The organism is Desulfatiferula olefinivorans (assembly GCF_054657895.1).
The window spans coordinates 38867-57489 of the sequence record NZ_BAAHXV010000004.1; the positions used below are offsets into that span (position 1 = coordinate 38867).

Consider the following 18623-nt stretch of genomic DNA (forward strand, 5'->3'; position numbering starts at 1 on the left):
ATCATTGATCGTGGGGGCCTGTTTTCTATTGACAAACGCCGCGACTTCACATATTGAGTAGGGCGAAAATGGGGAGGGTTGACCACGGTGTCCCGCCTGTCTGTGTGGAAGGTCGTGCCGCATATCGACCGCGATGCCCCGCCGACGAATCGTAAATGCCGGAAAACCATTGAAACGCGAAACGAAACAGGACAAGTCCCGTCATCTGAGCCCCGAGGACCGGGACAAGTATTTTAAAAAGCACATGCAGGGTGCGGTGGTGCGGAGTTTTGGCGGTCTGATCATGATCGGGTTCGCCCTGGCCCTGTACCTGACCGGCTGCGGCAGTGTCCAGGCCTTTGTCGGCGCCGTGATCAGCGGTTTTTTCGTGATTCTGCTCAATTTCCCGGCCTTGTTCGTTATCGAACTGATCCGCAACCGCCTCCTGTTCGATCTCGTATCCTTTCTGATCAATGTGGCCGAAATCGTGGGCTACACCGCCGTCATCTATTTTCTCGGCGATATCCGGGCCGCCTTCCTGGTCCCGGTATACACGGCCCTCATCGCCTATGTCGGGGTCATCGCCCCGAAACGCTATCCTTATATTATCGCCGTCACCTCGTCGGTGGCCTTCGGCGTCATGGTCATCGCCGTGAATCTGGGTATTTTGCCGCCCCAGAATCTGGGGCATCCCACCGGGCCCGGATGGGTCTACGAAACCTGGGTGATCATCATGGTGACCTCCGCCCTGCTCGGAGTGGCCGTGATCACCAGCTATTCCTCGGGCATTCTCAAGGCCGTCCGCAACGACCTGATTCAGAAAAACCGTGAACTGGAACAGTCCCGCCAGGAACTCCGGCTTTACAGCGACAGCCTCGAGCAGAGTGAATGGAAATACCGGCGGGTGTTTGAAAGCATCCAGACCATTTACCTGGAAGTGGAAAAGGACGGCACGGTCATTGAAATCAGTCCGTCGGTGAAAACGGTACTCGGACTCGACCGGGAGACGCTCATCGGATCGTCGATCTTCAGCGGATCTTACCCGGACCCCGCCGAGATAAGGGCCCTGTTCGATGAGACGCTGGCCGCGGGGCAGGTGAGGGACCGGGAGGTCCGGTTCTGCAATACGGACGGCACGGTGCATCATCTGACCGTTTCGGCCCGTCTGGTGGCCGACGACTATAGGCCCGAGGGGCGGCTGGTCATCGATGCCGGCGACGTCACGGCCCGAAAGAAGGCGGAAATGGCTTTGAGGGAAAGCGAGGAGCGGTATCGCATGCTCATCGAGGAGCTCAAGGACGTGGTGTTCATCGTCACCCCCGAAGGGTTCATTGAATTCACCAGCGCGGCGTCCATAGCGTTTGGAGGTTATCGGCCCGAAGACGCCCAGGGCAAGCACGTCAGTGAATTCATCGCCGATGATGAAGGCATCGAGCGGGCCGTTATGCTGCTTCTGGAAATGATGACCCACAAGAAACCGGTGGAATGCGAATTTATCTACAAACCCCTTGTCAAAAAGCCCTTTTATGTCGAGGTTTCGGCCACGCCCATTTTAAAAGAGGGCGAGGTGGCAGGGGTGCTGTGCATCATGCGGGACATTTCCCACCGCAAGCTGACCGAAGAACAGATCCGTCTGCTCACCCAGGAACTGATGAATATCCAGGAAAAGGAGCGCAAGCGCATCTCCTGCGATCTTCATGACGATGTGGCCCAGAATCTGGCGTCGCTGATGATATCCTGTGAAACCTTTTTCGACAACTACGACGACATCCCGCCGGATCTGACTAAGAAGATGAAAAGTTTTTCTTCCGTGCTCCGCCGATCGCTGACCTTTGTCCGGGATCTTTCCTATGAACTTCGGCCGCCGGGTCTTGATCAGCTGGGGCTGATCAAGACCCTGTCGCGCTACTGCGAGGACTTTTCCGAAAAGCATCTGCTCCGGGTGGACTTTTTTTCCGTGGGCATGGGGGGCATCGCCTTTGACGCCGATACGGAAATCAACGTGTACCGCCTGATCCAGGAGGCGCTCAACAATGTGAAAAAACATGCGGATGCCGGCCACGTGGTCATCAAGTTCGTGGCCTCGGTTCCCGATGTCATCATAAGGATCCAGGACGACGGCCGGGGCTTTGACGTGAACACCCGGCTGGCCCAGGCCATGGCAGAAAAACGCATGGGCCTCCACAGCATGACCGAGAGAGTCAATTTCATGAACGGTAAAATCCGCATCAACTCCAAACCGGGGGAGGGGACCACCCTGATCGTCACCATCCCCGGCGACCGGTTCCGGGTATGACCGATCGGTCCGTTTGGACTGAATCTTTTTCGTCCCTGCAGCCACTGGCGTCTTGACCGCAGGGCCGGGAATCCGTATGATACATCCATGACATGGGGGCCGGACCAGCGGTTTTCGCTTTTGCCCCGCCGTGTCGAACAATCGCCTCCCCGTTTTTTTCGTGCCTTTTGAACACCCCGATACGCCTTACAGATTGAGGAGTCATGGTCATGACCAGCGATGAAAAAACCAGAATCATGGAAGAGTTGTCGGAAATCGCCATTTCCGGCCTTCGGAGCGTGGTGGCCGACGGCCGCAAACCCACCCGGGATGCCCTGGTGGCCTATTTTGATGAAATGCCCGAAATTCAGAATTTTATCGATAAACGAGTGGGCGGAGGCGGCGCCCCTGCCGCCGAAGAGAACGAACGGCTGAAAACCCAGAAGGAAAAGCTGGCCCGGCAGCTGACCGCCGTGGAGGAACGGCTCGAAAAGCAGGACCGCATGTCCCGGCGCATCATGGTGTTTCTGGCCGAATGGATGAGAAACGATGCCGATGAGGCCATGGACCAGGCCGTCAGCCGGTTCAAGGAAGCCTTGAAACGGACCGATCCCGAGCTGATCGAAGAGGCCTTCAACGCCTTGAAGACCCTGGCCCTGCGTGGCGATATCGGTTCGGGTGAAAAACAGGAAAAGCCCAAAAAGTCCCTGGTGGGCCGCCTGATGGCCCGGGATTCGGCCGACGAGATCCAGGCCCGCTATATCGAACAGTTTCGGGTGATGTACCAGGAGATCATCAACGAACTGGGTCTTGACCTGGGGGTGGGCTTTCTGCCCAGGCTGCTCCATCTGGGACGACGGATCAACAGTTCCGTGACCTTCGAGGATTTTGCGACCCTTCGAAAAGATATTCTGGACCTGCTCCACGCCTACATCGAAACGGTCTCCACGGACCGCGAGAGCACCGCCGAATTCATCCGGGACATCGGACGAAAACTGGTGGAGGTGGAAAAAGACCTGATCCGGACCTTCGGCCTGACCGACGAGGTCCTGTCGGACAACACCCGCTTCGGAAACGCCCTGATCGACGACCTCAGCGACCTTGAAACCACCGTGAACACGGCCGGCAAGCTCGAGGAACTCAAGGGGATGGTGACCAGTAAACTCAGTTTCATCAAATCCGCCGTCATGAAGAAAAAAGAGACGGACGGCGGCTACAAGCAGCGGCTGGACGAGGATATCCATGCCCTGAAAACCGAATTCGAAGGGCTGAAGAAAGAGGCTCTGGACGCCCGGACCCAGGCCGAGAAACTGGAACGGGAGGTGTTCACGGATCCCTTGACCGGCGCCATGAACCGCAGGGCCTACGAAAAACGGATCAAGGAGGAGTTCGACCGCTACCTGCGCTACAAGCGGACCTTTTCGACCCTTCTGTTCGATGTGGATCATTTCAAGAACTTCAACGATACCTACGGCCACGCCACCGGGGACACGGTGCTGATGGAAATCATCAAACGGGTCAATCCCCTGATCCGTGAAAGCGACATGCTTGCCCGGTACGGTGGGGAGGAATTTGTGGTAATTCTCCCTGAAACCGACCGGAAAGGGGCCCAGGAGGTGGCTGAAAAACTCAGGAAAACCGTGGAGAACATCGCCTTTATCCATCGGGACCAGACCCTTCGGATCACCATCAGCGTGGGGGTCGCCGAAGTCCGCGCCGAGGACCTGAATCCCCTGGACCTGTTCAACCGCATGGACGCGGCCATGTACGACGCCAAGGGAAAGGGCCGCAACACCGTGGCGGTGCGTTAGACGCCTTGTGTTTGCACTGTCTTTTTCATCCTTTGGTCTTGCATCCGTTTGTCTCTTTCTGCTATATCAACGAAAAAAATCGTGACCGTACCCTTGACCGATCCGGGATTCTCGATTGAATCACTATCAAATATTTTCTATCGCGGCCGTATGGAGGAACGCATGACGGATGGAACATCTGTGAGCCTGGAAGATCTGCTGAATCATGAGGATGTGCGTGACATCATCGGCGATGTCAGTCAGGAGACCCGGGAAAGGCGGGCCTTTGTCCCTCCGATCTGTGATGTGTTCTATACCCCTTACACCATCCTCCGGGATGACGATCGCTACCGTTTCGAGATCGATCAGGAAACCCGCAGGCAGCTCCCCCATATCATCGGCAACAAGGTTCAGTCGGTGATCGGGGTCGAATCGGGCGAGGGCGTTTCGCTGGAAGCCGTCAAGGAGAATATCTCGCGGGCCCGGACCATCGGCATCGTCTTTTCAGGCGGCCCGGCCCCGGGGGGGCACAACGTGATCGCCGGCCTGTACGACGCCGCCAAAAAGGCCAATCCCGCCAACACGATCCTCGGCTTTTACATGGGGCCCGACGGCATCATCGAGGGCAATACCGTTCCCATCACCCGGGAACTGGTGGACCGCTACCGGAATCTGGGCGGTTTTTCCATGATCAAGACCGGGCGGACCAAGATCGACACGGCGGAGAAGATGAGCCTGTCCCGGGAGACCTGTAAGAAGCTCGGGCTCGACGCCATCGTCGTGGTGGGCGGGGACGATTCCAACACCAACGCGGCCTTTATGGCCCAGGAATTCTACAATGACGGCATCCAGGTGATCGGTGTGCCGAAAACCATCGACGGCGATATTCAGGTCAAGGATGCCTCGGGGCAGGTGATCTGCGCCATGTCCTTCGGCTTCCATACCGCGGCCCGGTCCTTTGCCAAGAACATCAGCGATCTGTGTACCGACGGCAGTTCCGATGTCAAATACTGGCACGTGTGCAAGGTCATGGGTCGGGTGGCCAGCCACCTGGCCCTGGAGGTGGCCCTCCAGACCCATGCCAACCTGACCCTCATCGGCGAGGATCTGGCCGATTACATCGACGTCAAACGTATGAAAAAAGCCGAAGAAGCCGGCACGGTGGATTACACCGCCTACGGCATGACCCTGCGCCATCTGTCCCGGGTGATCTGCAAGGCCATCATGAAGCGGGCCGCCGTGGGCAAGAATTACGGCGTCATCGTGATTCCCGAAGGTCTTCTGGAGTTCATCGACGAGGTCCAGCTGTTCATCATCAAGCTCAACACCATCATCGCCGATTACAATGAGGATCATGACCGGGATTTCCACTCGACCTTTCCCCTGCTGGAAGACAAGCTCGAGTACCTTCGCCGCCTGGTGCGCGGCATCCGGAAAGACGGCCCCACCATCTGGAACGCCCGGGACGACGAGCTGTTCAACGACATCCCCAGTTTCTTCCAGGAAGGGCTCCTGATGGAGCGGGACAGCCACGGCAACTTCCAGTTCTCCCAGGTCCAGACGGAAAAAATCCTGGTGCAGATGGTTGAGGACTATCTGGAGATTCTCAAGGAAAAGGGCCGTTACAAGATGGGAATCAGCCATGAGTATTTCCGGGAAACCATGGTCCGGGCGGGCCTGGATCCCGACGTGATCGGACCCTCCATTTTCAGGAATTACAACGGCGAGCCCTTCTGTCTGGTCAAGGAGGACATTTTCACCCACAAGACCCTGAAAAAGGCCCTGGTTCGGGACAACATCATCGGCGAGGACGACAAGGTTCCTGCGGCGGTACTCAAGATCTACAACAAATCCGTGCCCAAACTGAAGGTCCAGTCCCATTTCTACGGCTACGACGGCAGGGGGGCGGACCCCACCCGGTTCGACTGCAAATACACCTACAACCTGGGCATGACCGTGTTCAGCCTGGTGGCCAACGGAGCCACCGGTCAGATGGCCGCCATTCGGAACCTGGAAAAGGATTTTTCGAAGTGGGAACCCATCGGCATTCCCATTGCGCCGTTGATGCATCTTGAAGAGCGTGGCGGGAAAATGACCCTGGTGCTTGAAAAGAGTCTGGTGGACCTAAACTCCAACGCGTTCCGGGTGGTCAAGGCGTTGCGGGACACCTGGCTGGCCGCCACCCCCGTCGAGGATCATTTCCGCAAACCCGGTCCCTTGCGCTTTACCGGCGCCAGTGAGGAGGATCGGCCCATGACCCTGGTCCTCAACGCCATCCGGGGATAGCGTCGTGAGGTCAACAGAACCTTATTGCGCGGTCGCCGTCAGGGCAGGGGGGTTACCGTGAAGGACCCCTCGCCGTCCGATTCCGCCCCCGCAGGTTTTTCCTCAATCCTAATATGCTCGTAAGGCTTCGGAAGAATGGCCGCGGCCGCGTATCCGTTGATTTTTGTTCCCGCCGCCACGGTTCCTTCAACCTCAAGCAAAGCCCGGGTTACGAGGGTGTTTTCCCAGGCTGTCAGGGCGGTCCGGTCCAGCATGAGCCGGGCGTGTGCCTCCTCCCGTTTCCGGATTTCCTCGGGAATGCCCCGGGCGTCTTCCTGAAGGTCCTTGAGTCTGTCCGAAAAGGTTCGGATCGAGTCCAGGGCCGACTGGTCCCGGGCCTTGAGTTCGTTTAGGTTTTTTTCCTCGGTGAGGGGCCGTTTGCGCCTCTGTTTCTTCTTCAGCTCGTCCACACGGATTTCGGTGATCCTTATGGCCTGCGCAGCCTTTTTATGAAAGGTGATCAGCGGGGCGATCTGCCGGCTGACCTTGAGCGTTTCGTCGGCCAGGGACGCGTTGGTTTTTTCCAGTTCGGCGATGACGTTCCGGTTTTCGTCGATGGCACGGTCCAGCCGTTCGAGGAGCGTCCGGGCATGGGTCGTAACACCCACGGTGATCTCGCAGGGCACGCTGGTCAGGGTGCCGATTCCCATGGCGCGGACCCCGGCGGCGGCGCAGATGGTGCCGGCCACGATTTTGCTTTTCCGGCATATGCAAACCCCGCTGCACACAATGACGGAGTCCATGATTTCCTGCTCAACGATGACGCTGCCGCAGGTTTCGATGCGGCTTCCCCGGATATATGCGGCCCGCACGTCCCCCTCGGCCCGGATGACGCTGCCGATGATTCCCAGGCCGGCGGTGACGCTGCCCACCACGTCGATGCGGGCGCCGCGGATTTCCCGGGCATCGAGATTGCCGCCGCCGATGGGGTATTCCCCGGTCAGGGTGCCGGAGGTCCGAAGACAGCAATCCCGTTCCACCGGACCGGTGCCCACGCCGTAATCCTTGTCGAAACGCACCTCGGGAAAGACAGACACCGTTCCCCGGACGGACAGAAAGGGTACGCCGGAGGTGGTGGCGAAAATTTTGAGCCGGTCCTCGAACACCTCGGCCCCCGGTCCGGTTCGGATGATCACGTCGTCGACGGGTGCGGCTTCGATGGGACGGCCGAAGACATCCACCCCGGAGTCGGGGGGGATCATCGGTGTTTTTTCGGCCAGAAGGTCGCCGTCGGACACCCGGGGCGGTTCGGGAATCATGATGCCACCCTCGGCCCTCACGTCGGTCAAGGGCCTTCTGGGATGACCCGCGTCGAAACGGTACGTCACCCGGGGCGCTTTGCCCGGGTCCGGGGGGGTGCCACGGGCGATGATGACGGGGCTGCCGCTGTCCGGATTCGCAAGGGCCGCCGTCAGGATGGATTCCCGAACCAGGCCGTGGACGATGCCCATGTCCCGGGCCAGGGCGACTGCCTCCGAAACGGACAGGGGGGCGGTGTTTTGTCGGGGCCGGATCAGCCGTGCCGTGAGGCGGTCGTCGGAAACCTCGATCCTCACGGTATCGGCGTCCTTTTCCCGTTGATCGCCCGCTTCCGTACCGGACGCCTGCCCGGCCCCGTCCTCCGTCGCCGGATGAATCAGGTCGAACAGGGCCTGCATGGCCTCGGCGCTGATCATGCCCGTTCGGACGAAAATGTCCTGGAGGGACGGGGGAATCCCCTTTTGTTTTTCCTCGTTCTGAATGTCGATGGCCTGCCGCAGCTGGTCTTTGGTGATGTAACCTTCTTTGACGGCCAATTTGGCAATCAGGGGCAGCGTGCGCCGGGTCTTGTCGGATTGGGTCATGGCGTCCACGGATAAGGGGTGTGGGTTAGTGACTGATGATCATGGAGGCGAGTATACCATGATCCGCTTAAAATGCAAACGGCCCTGCGGGATCAGGGCAGGGCGATCGCATGTCTGTTCATTAAAACACATGGGCCCCATATATTCATGCCGTTCACGTTTACGGTCACGCGCACGAGCACGTTTACGATGGCGGTGCCGGGCTGTGACAAACCATGCTTCCTTCGTGGTCTTCGTGTGCTTCAGGGAGCGCAGCGACCGGGTGGTTGAATGGTTTGACCTCGAAGCTCACGAAGAAGGAAAAGAGCCCCGGCCCTTTTCTGCCATGACATGCCCACAGGAGCCTTGCCGAGGGACATGCCCCGGCATGTCCGGCTTTTCTCCGCCTTTGTGCCTCTGTGAGAGCGGACGGTCTATGTGATTTCTCACGGAGACACAAAGGCACAAAGTGGGTGTCGTGTATTCAAGCGGTGTCTTTCCTGCCGGCATGATGCCTTGTTTAAGTCGACAGGATTGATCTCAGATCAATCCACGGAGATTCTCACAAAGGCCTTTTTTGCTTTTCTTCAAGGACACATCCATGCGATTGCCCGCCCTGCGGGATCAGTGCAGGGCCGTGGATTATGCCATCTTTTGGGGGATGTAGGTGCACAGGGGCTCTTCGGCCAGAAAGTCGCCGGTGGCTTCGAAGGCCCGGGCCCGGCAGCCCCCGCAGACCCGTTTGTATTCGCAGGCCCCGCATTTCCCTTTGAGCAGGTCGTAATTCCGCAGTTGAAGAAATTTTTCCGAATGGGCCCAGATATAATCAAAGGGCTTCTCGGTCACGTTGCCGCAGTCGGTGTGCAGGTAGCCGCAGGGCTGAACCACACCGGTGTGGGAGATGAAGCAGAAGCCGATGCCGCCCAGGCAGCCCCGGGTCACCGCGTCGAGGCCGTGGGAATCGAAGGTGATGGTCTTGCCCTCCTCACGGGCGCGCTGGCGCAGGATCCGGTAATAATGGGGGGCACAGGTGGCCTTGAGCTGGAGGCTGGTCTTGTCCCGCTGGTCGTAGAACCAGTTGAGGGTCTTCTCGTATTCCCGGGCCGTGATTTCCTGGTCGAGCATGTATTTCCCCCGGCCCGTGGGAACCAGGAGGAAGATGTGATGGGCGGCCGCACCCAGTTTTTCGGCGGTCTGGAGGATCAGGGGAATCTGATCCAGATTGGCCTTGGTGATGGTGGTGTTGATCTGAAATTCCAGCCCCGCTTCTTTGGCGTAGGCAATGCCCTGCATGGCGCCGTCAAAGGCCCCGTCCACACCGCGGAACCGGTCGTGGAAGGTCTTGTCGGCCCCGTCCAGGCTCACGCTGATGCGCTTGATGCCGGATTCGACCATTTTTTTGGTGTTCTCTCGGGTCATCAGGGTGCCGTTGACGGCCATGACCATCCGCAGGCCCTTTTGCGTACCGTACTCGGCAATGTCGAAAATGTCCGGGCGCATCAGGGGTTCCCCGCCGGTCAGAATGATGATGGGGTCGCCCACCCGGGCGATCTGGTCGAGGAGTTCGAAGGAGGCCTTCGTGTCCAGTTCCCCCTCGTAGGGGCCGTTGTCGGCGGCGGCGCGGCAGTGCACGCAGGACAGGTTGCAGCTTCGGGTCGTTTCCCAGGCCACCAGGCGTAGGGTGTCGTTTTTCGACTCCCGGCCCGGATGTCCGGGGTGCTTGGCATGGGGATGGGTCATAGCGTTTTCGTTCCGATTCACGTTAGGCGTTGAGTATCTTGGCCGCGTCCACGGCCGAATAGGTCAGGATCATGTCGGCCCCGGCCCGTTTGATGGAGGTCAGGGTTTCCATCATCACCTTTTCTCCGTCGATCCAGCCCATCTTCTCGGCCGCCTTGATCATGGCGTATTCGCCGCTGACATTGTAGGCCGCCACGGGCAGGTCGATTTCATCTCTGACCCGGCAGATGATGTCCAGATAGGACAGGGCCGGTTTGACCATGATGATGTCGGCGCCTTCCTCCACGTCCATGGCGGCTTCCCGGATGGCTTCCAGGGCGTTGCCCGGGTCCATCTGATAGGTGCGGCGGTCGCCGAATTTGGGGGCCGAATGGGCGGCGGCCCGGAAGGGGCCGTAATACGCCGAACAGTATTTCACGGCGTAGCTCATGATCGGCACCTGGGACAAGTCGTTGTCGTCCAGCGCTTCGCGGATGATGCCGACCCTGCCGTCCATCATGTCCGAGGGGGCCACCATGTCGGCGCCGGCCTTGGCGTGGGACACGGCGGTCCGGGCCAGAAGGTCCAGGGTTGAGTCGTTGTCGATGATGCCTTTGTCCACCATGCCGCAGTGGCCGTGGTCCGTGTACTGGCAGAGGCAGACATCGGTGATGACGGCCAGATCGGGCAGGGCGTTTTTTACCTCCTTGACCGCTTTCTGGACGATGCCGTTTGGCGCATAGGCCTGGGTGCCCAGGGGATCTTTTTTGTCGGGAATGCCGAAAAGCATCACGGCGGGAATGCCCAGGTCAAAGGCCTCCCGGGCCGTTTTTTTCAGGTTGTCGACGGACAGCTGGTAGTGCCCCGGCATGGAGGCGATGGGGTTTTTTACATCTTTCCCGCCGATGGCGAACAGGGGAAGAATCAGGTCGTTGACGGAAAGGACCGTCTCACAGATCATGCGCCGGAAGGCGTTGTTGGCCCTCAGTCGTCGGGCTCGGTATTCGGGGAAGAGCATGGTGCCTCCTTGGGGTCCATGATGAAAAGACCCGCAGGGCCCTTGCCGTGGGCAGGCCCTGCGGGCGGGTTCGAATCCGTATTGATTGCCGGATCAGGGTCTTGTGATTTCTTCGTCGGTCAGATAACAGGCCGGATCTTCGGCCCAGACATCGTCGGTGAGCGCCTCGGCCCGGACCCTGAAATTGCCGCCGCAGATATCCAGCCAGCGGCATGTTGCGCAACGCCCGCCCACGTGTTTTTTCTTTTCCTTGAGCTGAAGCAGAAGCGGATCTTCCGGTTCGGTCCAGATTTTTGAAAAGGGCCGGTTCCGGATGTTTCCGAAACTCGTATGCCGCCAGAACTGATCGGCGTGAACATCGCCGTTCCAGCTGACGCAGCCGATGCCGTGCCCAGAGCTGTTGCCCTCGTTCATCTGGAGGAGTTCCAGCACCTCGGCGGCCCGGGCGGGGTCTTCCTTGAGCAGCCTCAGGTAGACCAGGGGGCCGTCGGCGTGGTTGTCCACGGTCAGCACCTCCTTGGCTTTGCCCAGGTCATGGAGCCGTCGGGTCTCGTCCATGATCAGGTTGACCACCCGTCGGGTTTCCTCGTGCGACAGATCCTCTTCGACCAGTTTCGATCCCCGGCCCGCATACACGAGATGGTAGAAGCAGACCCTCGGGATGTCCATTTCTTCGAGGAGGGCGAACACGGCGGGAATGTCCTTGACGTTGATTTTGTTCATGGTGAAGCGCAGGCCCACCTTGATTCCGGCGTCCTGGCAGTTCCGGATGCCTTCGAGGGAGGCGTCGTACGCTCCCGGAACGCCCCGGAACCGGTCGTGGATGTCTTTCATGCCGTCCAGGCTGATGCCCACGTAGGACAGGCCGATTTCCTTGAGGGTTTTCGCCATGGGTGCCGTGATCAGGGTGCCGTTGGTGGAAATGACGGCACGCATGCCTTTGGAGACCGCGTATTCGGCCAGTTCGGGAAGATCCTCGCGCATCAGGGGCTCACCCCCGGAAAACAGAAGCACCGGAGACCCGAAGGCGGCGAGGTCGTCGATCAGGGTCTTGCCTTCGGCGGTGGACAGTTCGTCGGCATCGGCCTTGGTTTTGGCGTGGGCGTAGCAGTGGATGCATTTGAGATTGCATCTGCGGGTCATGTTCCAGACCACCACCGGTTTCTTGTCAATGGAAAATTGAAGCAGGTGGGAGGGCAGTTTGCCCGAATGACGGCCGTAACGCAGGGCGTCGGAGGGTTCCACCGTGCCGCAGTAGAGTTTGGATATACCGATCATAGAGTCAGCGTCCCATGGGGCTTGGGGTTAAAAACCATTCGGCGGGCCCCCGTCAGTCCGTTCCCGAATGGCCGAGTTCCCGTTTGACCAGGGCGTTCAGGAACGTGTCCGGATCAATCAGGGCGTCGCGTGAAATAAAAAAGCGGCTCCGACCGGTTTTTTCCTGAATCAGCTTCAGGGCCAGCTCAAAACCTGATGAGAATGCGTCGTAAACCTCTTCGAAACGGGCTCCCGGATCGATGAACCGTCCGATCAGATGATCCACGGCGTCCTCTTCGAAGATGATGTTGATGTCGTGTTCTGAAAAAAAGCTCATTTCCAGCTTTTTCACTTCGTCGTAATAGGATTTGACGGTGTCGACGGCGTGGCCGATGCTGGTGACGTTTTTACAGTAGTAGTGGGCCACATGATCGATGCGGTACTGGGTCAGCGTCAGGTTGTGGCGCAGGGAAAGCTGTTTCCAGTTGGCGTCCACAAAGTGTCGGACGGCGGCACGCTCATCGGCCTCCACCTTGCGGTATCGGGCTTCCCAGATGTCGTCGTCGGCCCGGGAACAGAGCGAGGCGATGGCGGCGTCCGGGTCGTCGACGACCTCACGGGTGATCGGGAAATACGGGGTCTGCTCGGTGGGCAGTCTCGTTTCGAAGGGCAGCAGCAGCTCTTCGATGGCGTTGACCAGCCCCCGGGCCCCGGTATTTTCCGCATAGGCGTTTCGGGCGATGCGTTTCAGAACCTCGTCGGTGAACCGCGCGGCGATGCCGTAGGCGGCAAAATCGAGTTTTTTGCCCAGGACCACCGGGTTGTTGGGGTTTTTCAGGATGGAGAACAGGTCGTCTTCGGTCAACCGTTCAAACACGGCCCGCACCGGCAGACGTCCCACAAATTCCGACTCGAACCCGTAATTGACCAGATCTTCCGTACGAAGGCGTGAAAGGAGGTTGAACGAGGCGTCGATGGACGACAGTTCCGAGCCGAATCCGATGGTCTTTCCGGCCGTGCGCTTTTTGATGATCTCGGCAAGGCCGTTGAAGGCGCCGCTGACGATAAAAAGGATGTTGGCGGTGTTGATGACCTGTTTGTCCTTGCGGCCCGTTTTCTGGTAGCGTTCCATTTCCTGGAGCATGGATACCGGATCATGGGGGACCTTGAGTTCCACGTCGGTGTCCTCCATGGGCTTGAGAAGGGCCCGCTGGACGCCGGTCCGGGAAATGTCCGCGCCGATGAGGTTGTGCGCCGAGGCGATTTTGTCGATTTCGTCAATATAGATGATGCCGTGCTGGGCCAGTTCGATGTCGTCATCGGCCTCGCGCACGAGATCACGGACCAGATCCTCGACGTTGCCGCCCACATAGCCGGTTTCGGTGAATTTGGTGGCATCGCCCTTGACAAAGGGAACCCCCAGTTTTTTGGCGATCAGCCGGACCATGTAGGTTTTGCCCACGCCCGTGGGGCCCACCATCAGGATGTTGCTCTTGATGCCGCCGACCATGACGTCCGTCTTGTTGCCGGCGTTTTCAAGGTGTTTGATGCGGTTGAAATGGGTGCAGATTTTAGTCGAAAGGATGGCTTTGGCCTGATCCTGTTTGATGATGTACTGGTCCAGATACGAGATCAGCTCTTCGGGTTTGAGATCGAAGTTGATGCTCTTTTTGGGGGGTGTGTCTCTGGATTCCCTGGCCTGGGACGATCTCTGGGTGAGAACGCCGGGCGAAACGATCTTTACGTTGCCGCCGAACTTCTTGTTCAGAAATTCGCCCAGCTCCTTTTCGATTTCCTTGGGATCGGGTATTTTCTTTTCTGTGTTATCGCTCATAGCCGGATAATATAAACACAGCCCGGCCAAAATGCAAGGGTCGTCACCCTGGAATTCAGGGCGATCGCATGTATGATCGTTAAAACACATGGATCTCTTCCTTCGTGACGGATCATGCCGTTCACGTTTACGGTCATGAGCACGAGCACGATGCCGGAAGGCAACACGTGAACGCAACCGTCAGAGGCTTCAACCGGCGTGGGATGAGAGGCTCGATTAGGTCTCTGCCTTTCGTGCTCGTGCTCGTGAACATGCACGTGAACGAATAGGGCAGCCATGAAATACCGGCAGCCGGACCGTTTGCGTTCAACCCGGCCGATATTTTTTTTAAAGAAATCACCGGTACCGGTCGATAACAGTCAAAAACGTGTATGCCCGTCCGGAGCCTTGATGAACACGTAAAAAGTCAATTTTTGGACGGCGTCGTAACATGTTCGAGATCAAGGCTTGCGAATCCGCAAGGAATGAGGCGTACTAAGGGTACGCCGCAGTGACGAGGGATGAAGCTCAACGCAGAAATCGGACGTTTTATGAAGCCGTCAACCTTAAGGAGTCTTCCGGTGAAACGGAGCGGTACCATCGAAACAGGCGGCGCGGCCTATATTCTGTCGATTGACCATCGACGGGCCGGGACCGATGCGCCTTTTCGCCGCAATCGTTTCTCTCCAACAATATCGGGCAAAGGGGCTCTGTTCGCTTCCTTGCCGGCGGCCCGCATCGTTGCCGTTGCGGTGCTTTTCCTCGTCTGTGTGCGTCCGGACGGAGCCGGGGCGTCCGATTTCCGCGACGTGTCCTGGGGGATGAGCCGTCTGGATGTGCTGGCCGTGGAGGAGGCCGAGCCGGTTTCCCTGAAAGCCCCCTTTATTCATTACCGGTCACGGATCTCCGGGCGTCTTCATCATCTGGTCTACGGGTTTATCGAAGACAGGCTCGCCGGTGCCGTTTATATTGTGGTCACTCGGCGGCCCGACGAATACCGGGTTCTCAAGCAGTATATTGAGAACAAGTACGGACGGCCCCGGACGGCCTATGACGGAGGAAGCGGGAATTATCGCTTTTTCTGGGATGCGGACGACCAGGAAATTACCATCCGGCCGGGCAGGCTGAGGGAGTGTCGCATCGAATACACGGCGAAACACTACAAAGAATTGCGTGCGGATAAGGAAAAAAAGAGAAAAAAAAGGATCGAGGAGGAGCGGCGGTGGGCGTATTAACAGCCTTTGACGTACTTCGAAATCGTGAAGGCCCCCGGGCTTAAAACATTCCGACACACAGAAAATGATTTGCTATTTGACCCGAAAGTGATAATGAACTATAACATGTTATACGTTCCATTCAATATTACAGTAAGTTACCTGCTGTTTTTTTACCACAAAGCCAATTTTAAGGAGAGGGGTATGAGGAGAAAGTGTCTGTTGGGCTTTTTTGTTCTGGCAATCGTCGGAATGGTCTATACATTCCCTGGAATGGCCGTTGCGGACGATCTTATCGTGATCGGCAACCGAAGCGTTCCTGAATCTGAACTGTCTGCGGGGGATATCCAGAGCATCTTCCTGGGCAAGAAAAAAATGTGGGGCAACGGCCTGAAGGTCGAGATGTCCACGCTCGCCGACGGCGAACTCACCGACCGTTTTCTTGACGCCTATGTGAAGAAGAACGCCAATACGTTCAAAAATTATTGGAAAAAACAAGTGTTTACCGGCGGCGGTAAGCCTCCGGTGTCTTTTGATCGTGAAAAAGATCTTGTGGACTATGTCTCCAAAACCAAAGGGGCTGTGGGCTATGTCTCGTCCCAGTCGTACACGGACAGTGTGAAAATTCTCGCCGTCCTCCATTGATGAACCCAACCATCGATTGACGCTATAGACGAATTGCTAAGGATGTATTATACAGGAGGTCAAATCATGAACAAAAGACTTGCGACACTGGCAATAACGATGCTTGTCATGGCATTTTCCGGCCATGCCCAGGCCCTGGATCTCACCGAGACCGGCAAGGTGACCATGCACGGGTTCATCACCCAGGGTTACCTGCTGACGGATGACAATAACTTTCTGGCCGACACCGAAGACGACGGGACCAGCCAGTTCAACGAAATCGGTATCAACTTCTCGAGCGACGTCAGCGAACGTCTGCGCATGGGTATCCAGTTCATCGCCCGCGACCTGGGCCAGATGGGTAACCACGAGGTCACCATCGACTGGGCCGTGGCCGACTACAGCATCATCGACTGGTTCAACGTCCGGGCCGGTAAAATCAAGATGCCCCGGGGCCTTTACAACACGGGCCGCGACATCGACATGCTCCGTACCTTCGTGTTCCTGCCCCAGAGTATCTACACCGAAGGCTGGCGTGACTCCATCAACACCCTGAGCGGCGCAAGCGTCTACGGCTACGTGCCCGTGAGCTTCCTGGGCGACATGACCTACGACCTGTTGGGCGGCAACATCGCCATGGCCCCCGACGGCGGTGAAGCCCGACTGCTCGAAGATCAAGTGCCCACCCTGCTCAATCTCGATGTCCAGGACATGAACACCGTGATGTCCTGGGACGCCTCCCTCACCCTGGACAGCTTTCTGACCCTCGACGGCCTCAAGCTGGCCACCAACTACCTGTATCATGAATTCGACGCCACCTGTGATGTCTGGGATGGGACGGTCGTACCCACGATTATTCCTGGTGTAGGAGCAAGCGGGGATTATATTTTTCCTTCTGAACAGAGCCTGTTCCACGTCGAGATGGACGTGATCAGCGTGGGTCTGGAATACACCTTCGGCAACACCGTGTTTGCGGCCGAGTATTCGGACACGGGATATAAGCTGAATATGCCTTTGTTCAAAAACACACGGGCCATTGACAAGGACTTCCATTCCGTCGGGTATTACGGCAGCGTGAGCCACCGGTTCACGGACTGGTTTGAACTGGGCGTCTACTACTCCGAATACTATGCCAACAAGGATGACAAGGACGGCAAGGACGCCGTGGCGGAATCAGTGGCCTTCAATTCACTGTTCACTGGTCTTGTGGGTGTCACACCGCCGGTCCAGGACCATGCCAAATGGCTGAAGGACACCTGTGTGGCCTTCCGGTTTGACCTGACGCCCAACTGGATCCTGAAGGCGGAAACCCATTTCATGGACGGTGCGGCCCTGCTGTTCAGCGCCGACGGCAACATGAACGCCGCCGGGACGGCCACGGACTACGAGGACAAGTGGATGCTCTACGCCATGAAACTGTCTTACAGCTTCTAAGGTCTGCAAAGGACATTCAAACGGCGCATGAGGCATCATGTGCCGTTTTTTCATGACAGGGGCGCCGCGTCCGGCCTGGAATGACATCGGACGCGGTCTGCCCCGGGGTGCCGTGACCGGTTTTGAAGAATTATTCAATTTTGGGGGATACATGATGCAGAAAAAAACGATCGTTCACATGCTGATGACCATGCTGTTTGTCTGTTCAGGATGGATGACCTCGGTCCAGGCCAAAGAGGTCCGGACCTTTGACGAGCTTTACAAGGCGCTTCCGGGGTATGGTTCGGTCGATCAGGCGCCTGAAATCGACCGGGCCCTGAAAACGGTGATCAAACTTCAGGAACTCCGGGAACAGCGACTGGTGACCATCGACAATCCCAGGGACGTTCAGGTGTACAACCCCCGTTTCCTGTCCATCGGGTTCGATGCCGGCATCCGCCGTCCGGGCAGCAGCGCCAGGGCCAAGGCGACGCCTGCGGTCTATACCCTTCTGTTTGAAAAAAACGACGCCAACGCCCTGACCTTTTACAAAAGCATCTTTCTGGTCTGGGCCGGCGATCAGGACGTGGCCGCCTACAAATCGGTGTCGCCCGACAAGATGACGGAATACTACAGGTCAAAGGGCGCCGAGTACGTGTTTCTTGAAAAAGAGAAGAAGGGTGAACCGGCCAAGCAGGAGGAACTGGTGATCAGCGGTTCCCAGATCAAAAGCGGCGTCATCGCCGAGGCGTTTATTGACCCGGCCGTCACCCGGGACAGTGAACTCCAGTCCATCCTGACCAACTACGCCCTCAAGTCGGCCGAGCCGACCAAGGCGGCCGCGCCCGAAGATTCCACGCGGATCCAGCAGCTCGAAGCCCGCATCAAGCGTCTTGAAGCCCTTCTGGCCAATGTGACCCGGAACGGTAACGAGCTGGTGTTTGCCGGCATGAATGTGCACATCCAGAACGGCACGGGATCGGTGTCCAAAGTCAACGGGACCGGAAACCTCATCGTGGGGTACGATGATCCCGGCGCGGGATCACACAACGTGCTGGTCGGCGCAAAAAACACCTGCAATTCCTACGGCGGCCTCGTGACCGGCGTGGGTCATACCGTATCCAAGAAATACGGCGCCATCACCGGCGGCTCGAACAATGAGGCCACCGGCGATTACGCCGTGATCGTGGGCGGGCACGACAACAAGGCCAGTGGCGATTTTTCAAGCATTCTGGGCGGTCATACCAACAAGGCTCAGGGCAACTATTCGAGCATCAACGGTCAGCAGGAGCGCACCAAGGTCGGCGAAGGCGATAACAAACATTTCCGTAAGGAATAGGCCGGATACGCGGCGTTGATGTTACAACAGTCAA

Annotated in this window: 12 protein-coding genes; 7 read left to right on the plus strand and 5 right to left on the minus strand. The window is 57.9% G+C overall.

Annotated elements, in window-relative coordinates; genetic code table 11:
* The first annotated feature begins 169 nt into the window (after positions 1-169).
* The 3 genes from ACYQ11_RS04475 to ACYQ11_RS04485 all read left to right on the plus strand — a co-directional run bounded on the left by ACYQ11_RS04475 (position 170) and on the right by ACYQ11_RS04485 (position 6330).
* Positions 170-2275, plus strand: a complete 2106-nt coding sequence (locus tag ACYQ11_RS04475; protein WP_459922548.1) for a PAS domain S-box protein — start codon at positions 170-172, stop codon at positions 2273-2275.
* Positions 2276-2484: 209 nt separating this feature from the next.
* A complete protein-coding gene (locus tag ACYQ11_RS04480) occupies positions 2485-4065 on the plus strand; it encodes a sensor domain-containing diguanylate cyclase (protein ID WP_459922549.1) in 1581 nt (526 codons plus the stop codon).
* Positions 4066-4227: 162 nt separating this feature from the next.
* Positions 4228-6330, plus strand: a complete 2103-nt coding sequence (locus ACYQ11_RS04485) for a 6-phosphofructokinase (RefSeq protein WP_459922550.1) — start codon at positions 4228-4230, stop codon at positions 6328-6330.
* Positions 6331-6368: 38 nt separating this feature from the next.
* Here ACYQ11_RS04485 and ACYQ11_RS04490 read toward each other — a convergent pair whose 3' ends face one another.
* The 5 genes from ACYQ11_RS04490 to ACYQ11_RS04510 form a co-directional block, all read right to left on the minus strand.
* Complete coding sequence (locus tag ACYQ11_RS04490) at positions 6369-8213, minus strand: flagellar assembly protein A (RefSeq protein WP_459922551.1); 1845 nt, start codon at positions 8211-8213, stop codon at positions 6369-6371.
* Positions 8214-8834: 621 nt separating this feature from the next.
* The gene (gene ahbD / locus ACYQ11_RS04495) at positions 8835-9932 is read right to left on the minus strand and encodes a heme b synthase (RefSeq protein ID WP_459922552.1); all 1098 of its coding nucleotides are present in this window, start codon (positions 9930-9932) and stop codon (positions 8835-8837) included.
* 22 nt (positions 9933-9954) lie between these two features.
* Positions 9955-10929, minus strand: a complete 975-nt coding sequence (gene hemB / locus ACYQ11_RS04500) for a porphobilinogen synthase (protein WP_459922553.1) — start codon at positions 10927-10929, stop codon at positions 9955-9957.
* Between the two features lie 93 nt (positions 10930-11022).
* Positions 11023-12207 (minus strand): 12,18-didecarboxysiroheme deacetylase, encoded by a 1185-nt coding sequence (ahbC, locus tag ACYQ11_RS04505; RefSeq protein ID WP_459922554.1) that lies wholly within the window; start codon positions 12205-12207, stop codon positions 11023-11025.
* Between the two features lie 52 nt (positions 12208-12259).
* Entirely contained in the window at positions 12260-14020 is a 1761-nt protein-coding gene (locus tag ACYQ11_RS04510) for an AAA family ATPase (RefSeq protein ID WP_459922555.1), read from the minus strand.
* Between the two features lie 560 nt (positions 14021-14580).
* Here ACYQ11_RS04510 and ACYQ11_RS04515 point away from each other — a divergent pair.
* The 4 genes from ACYQ11_RS04515 (at position 14581) to ACYQ11_RS04530 (ending at position 18589) form a co-directional block, all read left to right on the plus strand.
* On the plus strand, positions 14581-15234 hold the full coding sequence (locus ACYQ11_RS04515) for a hypothetical protein (protein ID WP_459922556.1): 654 nt from the start codon (positions 14581-14583) through the stop codon (positions 15232-15234).
* Between the two features lie 183 nt (positions 15235-15417).
* On the plus strand, positions 15418-15858 hold the full coding sequence (locus tag ACYQ11_RS04520) for a hypothetical protein (RefSeq protein WP_459922557.1): 441 nt from the start codon (positions 15418-15420) through the stop codon (positions 15856-15858).
* Positions 15859-15924: 66 nt separating this feature from the next.
* On the plus strand, positions 15925-17271 hold the full coding sequence (locus ACYQ11_RS04525) for a hypothetical protein (RefSeq protein ID WP_459922558.1): 1347 nt from the start codon (positions 15925-15927) through the stop codon (positions 17269-17271).
* 151 nt (positions 17272-17422) lie between these two features.
* Entirely contained in the window at positions 17423-18589 is a 1167-nt protein-coding gene (locus tag ACYQ11_RS04530) for a hypothetical protein (RefSeq protein WP_459922559.1), read from the plus strand.
* Positions 18590-18623: the final 34 nt, after the last annotated feature.